5 protein-coding genes are annotated in these 4,455 nt (G+C 54.3%); 4 read left to right on the top strand and 1 reads right to left on the bottom strand.

From position 1 onward, the window contains the following. Positions 1 to 188 precede the first annotated feature (188 nt). From ABD919_RS13990 to ABD919_RS13975, 4 genes are all read left to right on the top strand, one after another. Positions 189 to 557: a hypothetical protein gene (locus ABD919_RS13990; protein WP_345236638.1), complete on the top strand. Its 369-nt coding sequence runs from the start codon at positions 189 to 191 to the stop codon at positions 555 to 557. 201 nt (positions 558 to 758) lie between these two features. Next, positions 759 to 2,027 carry a MobV family relaxase gene (gene mobV / locus ABD919_RS13985; RefSeq protein WP_345236637.1) on the top strand — a complete coding sequence of 423 codons (1,269 nt, stop codon included), beginning with the start codon at positions 759 to 761 and terminating at the stop codon, positions 2,025 to 2,027. A 303-nt stretch (positions 2,028 to 2,330) separates the two neighbouring features. Beyond that, positions 2,331 to 2,942, top strand: coding sequence for a RepA protein (locus tag ABD919_RS13980; RefSeq protein WP_345236636.1), 612 nt, complete (start codon positions 2,331 to 2,333; stop codon positions 2,940 to 2,942). Between the two features lie 12 nt (positions 2,943 to 2,954). Further along, a complete protein-coding gene (locus ABD919_RS13975) occupies positions 2,955 to 3,290 on the top strand; it encodes a hypothetical protein (protein ID WP_345236635.1) in 336 nt (111 codons plus the stop codon). A gap of 607 nt (positions 3,291 to 3,897) precedes the next feature. Here the strand turns inward: ABD919_RS13975 and ABD919_RS13970 are convergent. Continuing rightward, a complete protein-coding gene (locus ABD919_RS13970) occupies positions 3,898 to 4,119 on the bottom strand; it encodes a hypothetical protein (RefSeq protein ID WP_345236634.1) in 222 nt (73 codons plus the stop codon). Positions 4,120 to 4,455: the final 336 nt, after the last annotated feature.

The raw sequence follows: 4,455 nt of genomic DNA, 5'->3' as shown, positions 1-4,455 counted from the left end.
CACCGCACAAATGACCAGGCCAGGGGTAGGGGGCCGAAAATCCTTCAGCTAGGAAATGAGCAATGCCGGATTTGTGGCTTTTTAGTCCGACCAGGCAAAGCTCCCTTATTGGTTTGCCCGGTTTGTCTCATCAATGAGGGACGACAAAATTTCTTCCTTCCTTTCTCGCTATTTTGTACTTTTACCCTATGACAGCACAGTGCCAAAAGTGTGGGAAGGACTATGAACCGAAGCGTCGAGGTGGTAAATTCTGCTCGACCTCGTGCCGGGTGGTGCAGCACCAGCTCATCAAGAGGGGAGAGGTATGGGGGAAACCGGCCAGCGGAGACGAGCGGTATTTAGCGGACAAGCTGGTAGCGGTCGGACGGTCGGCCACGGAAGCACTGGTGCAGGTCGAGGGGTTGCCGGCAGCCGAGGCGTTCAGTCGTTTGCGGGCGTTGGTGCAGGGATGGGCAGGGGTAGCTCACAACTCTATTATCGAGAAGGTGCAGTACAACGAAGAGCAGGAAATGAAAGCACAGGCCACCCGACTGAAGCGCGTCAAAGCCAGCAAATAAGGGTATTAGCGTAAGTTATAAGCGTAAGTTTTGCCCAATATGTACCCTGAAAAAGACCCGTTAGCGTAAGTAATAAGCGTAAAAAACTAGCCCAAAACCGCGCGAGGAAAACAACGGTATAACCCACTATACCGGACTGCGTCCGGTGTGGGGCTTGCAGCCAGCCCTACGCAGTATCCAGCCCCTTTTCCCCACCGCCCCATGCCCTACGCCATTTGCCGAGTTGCCAAGATTAAGACCCCCCAAGCGGGCGCGGCCAAGACCGCCCACAACTACCGGCAGCGCGAAACGCCCAACGCCGACACCGAGCGCAAGCCCCTCAACCGGGAGTACATCAACACGGCCGAGCGCAATTATTGGGAGCTGGCCACCGAGCGCATTGCGGAGGCCGGGGCCAAAGTCCGGCATGATTCGGTGCGCGGGGTGGAAGTGTTGCTAACGGCCAGCCCGGAGGCGTTCAAGCGCCAGGACGATGGGAGCGCGCACGACTGGCACGGCAGCAAGTGGGCCGAGGCCAATATTGCATTTTTGAAGGGCAAGTTCGGGGAGCAAAACGTGGTGAGCTGCACCTTGCACCAGGATGAGCTAACCCCCCATTTTCACGCAGTCGTTGTGCCCATCACGGCCGACGGCCGCTTGTCGGCCAAGGACGTGTTCAACCCCAAGACCCTGCGTGCTCTGCAAACCGAGTACGCCGAGGCCATGAAGCCGTTCGGGATGGAGCGCGGGGTAGAGCACAGCCGCGCCAAGCACGAGGTCATGCGCCACGTCTACGGAGCCCAGGAGCGGAGCCGGGACGAGCTGGCCACACTGACCAAGTCGGAGCCGGCCACGCGCCTGAGCATCGAGGGGCCGAGCGGGCTGGACCTGGTCAACCTAAGCAAGTGGCGGGCCGACCAGGAGGCGCGGCTGAACGCGGAGCTGGCCCGGCAGCTCGCCGCGGCCAACGAGCGGGCCAGCAAGGCAGCCAGCATCGCCCAGGATAGCGCCGGGGCCAAAGACCGGGAAAAGACCCTTGCTCGGCAGTTGGCGACCGTGGAAGGCACGAAAACGAAGGAAATCGGGCGGCGAGAATTGTTCGAGGGGGGATTCAAGCGAGCGGCCGTGCTCGCAGTCCAGGGCGAGACGTTGCCGGCGAAAGTGCTGGAGTATGGCCAGCAAATTCGCTCCAGTATGCAGGTCGAGGCCGAAAAACATGTTCAGCAGGCCCTAAAGGCCCCTATTCGCCAAGCCGGCGACCTGACCGAGCAACTAAAAAAGCTCCCAGGGTACACCTACCGGGAGGACGCAGCCACCAAACAGGGCGAATTGCGCCACACGGCCACCGGCAGCCGGTTCGAGCTGGCCGAGTTAAAGCCGGGCGGGGTGTCGATGAAGGAAGCCTACGACCAGGCCGTGCAGCGCACCGGGCAGCGCGACCAAACGCAGAGCAAAGGGCAGAGCAGAGGCGGAGGTATAAGCATGAACTGACCGCTAAACGCAAGGCCAAGCCACCCCCCCGCAATTGCATTGCGGGGGGTGTCTTGTAAGAGTTAAGAGTCAAGTGCCATAACTAACTGATATTCAAGGGGGGTCTGTTTTAAGATTTAAAACACCTGTTTTAAACCTTAAAACATGCTGTTTGTACTTTTCCGCGATAGCGGCTAATCATTTTTAAAAATTCACTGCCCTTTCTGCAACGAGGTGTTTTAAAGTTTAAAGTGAATGGTTTTAAAAATGGGGTGTTTTTTTAAACACATTGATTAAGTTTGCCTAGCAAAAACTTAAAAAGCTATGACGACTTGGTACAGAAAATTGACAGACTACCCTGAAAATGAGAACAATCCGTTTTCAGAGAAGGCCGTTTTAGAGATTAGCACCACAAAAAAGCGTCAAGCTATCAAGCCCCCGAAGACCAGCAATGGGGAGAATAAGTATTGGGTAATCGACAATAATGGCGAGAAAGTAGCTGAAAGCCTGTTTGTTAGAGAAGTAGAAGTAGACGAAGAACAGTTTGCAAAAGTCTTCCTGAGCGGTCTACTCAACTTTTGGGAGCTTAGCCCACGTGGCATCCGGGTGTTTACCTATGTTCTTCGCCAACTCCGCGCAGGTCGAGATGAGTTCTACTTCTCGGCGTCGGAATGCATGAAATTCACTCTCTACAAGAGCAGGGGGCTTGTTACGAGCGGCTTAGCTGAGCTGATAGGAGCTGGTCTGATAGCCCGCAGCACGGACCCCCTAATCTACTTTGTAAACCCCCTGGTGATATTCAACGGCAGCCGGGTGACGTTTGCCAAGAGCTATGTTCGCAAGCAGATACAGGACAAAAACCCCGGCCAGCTTGCTCTACCATTCAATCCCAGTTTAGAGCAACTGCGCGAGATGGCCAAGACTACCCAGTTGTAGGGGCAGTAGGGAATGAATACTCACACTTTCACCAGAACAAAAGGGAAGATGAATCTCTACAATCAAGCTGAAAACGAAGCATTAGGCGACGAGCTAGTACTTCTGACCGATAAGTGGCCTGATTGCGACCAAGAGCGAGCCATTGAGCTACAGGAAGCATTTGACGAGTTTTCACGCCAAGGTGGATGGCACTTCCCAGAAGTGGCAGAAATACGTTCGCGCAGTGGGCTCATCTATGTTATAAAACGCAATCCAGAACGTGCGGCTCGATACATAGCAGCCCATATTACCATAAGTGCCGAAGCAGCCAGCAGACGCAAAAAACGGACAGAAGGATTGGGACAGTAGATGCGTAAAAGCACCATCTTCAACTAAGTAGTTTTTAGAATAAAATACGTATTTATTGGCTGGAAAAGGGCTTTTGTCGAGCTTGTGAGTCGTTCAAGAGGCCAGGAACTTTGCTGTATGGAAAATGCAGCTCAAAGAGAGAGGGCAGTTCAATTTGCCTTAGCTATGACCAGAGGCACCGCAATAGCCCCTAGTGAGTATGAACAGCAGCTCCTAACTCAATACGTCGAGGGAATACTAACCATCGACCAAGTGATTGAATACACCGAGCGACAAAAAGAGCAAAAGGGAAAAAGACCTTAAGTTTGGGGGCTGTTTGAAGCGTAACCGGCTCTGCTGAGGAGCAACCGGCCAGGAATAGAATAGCCCACAGACGCACCGTCTGAGAGCCCCGCGTAGCGTTGAAGGTTCGCCCTCTGCTGCGCGGGGATTTTTCGTTCTGCTGTTAGGTTTTCAGGCATGCCACGCCGCACTGGCTCATTTTTGGAAAGCCCAAAAAAGTATACCCGGTGCCGGCCAGATGTACCAAAACAGACTGAGCAGTGCGGCGTGGCATGCCTGAAAACCTATCCCCGGAACGGGGAAGGCTAGCCAGGCCGGCCAGGTACTATGGTGCTTCCCCTGCTTTGGGGACCGGCTCTTGTTTTAGAAGACCAGCCAGCGCGGTCGCCGGTTTGCTTTCTGCAGCTCGGCAGATGCCGGCATACGTGAGCAAACCAAAGCCAAGCGCGGCAACACAGATTATCACGGCCAGCCAGATGAGCTGGTGCGGGGGGGTGCGCTCGGCGATTACGGTGAGCACTTTCCAGAGGCCAGTGGGTGCGGTCATAGTGGGCATTTTGGGGCGAGTAGGAGAAGGTTTATTCATGGGGCTTTTAGCTGTATATATCTCGGCGTGCGGCTCGTTTTTTCGCCGCTTTTCACCCCTTAGTCTTTCGGGCGCTGAAAACGGCATGGGATTAAGCGGTACCCCTAAATAGGGCAGCCCTGTAAAGCTCAGATTTGGGGTAGTTTTAAAAAAGGACAGAAAAAATGCCCTTTCAAAAAGGCTATTTCCAGCATCTGAGAGGGGTTTTCGGGTAGGTGAGGGGTGATGGGCTCAGAAACAGGTAATGAATTGCGCCCGTTAATCCAGGAAAAAAGGAGCGGAGCAGTGCGCGCACTA

Source organism: Hymenobacter saemangeumensis (assembly GCF_039541835.1).
Classification (GTDB): Bacteria; Bacteroidota; Bacteroidia; order Cytophagales; family Hymenobacteraceae; genus Hymenobacter; species Hymenobacter saemangeumensis.
The sequence above is the reverse complement of the archived record's forward strand: the minus strand, read 5'-3'. Positions and strand labels throughout refer to the sequence as shown.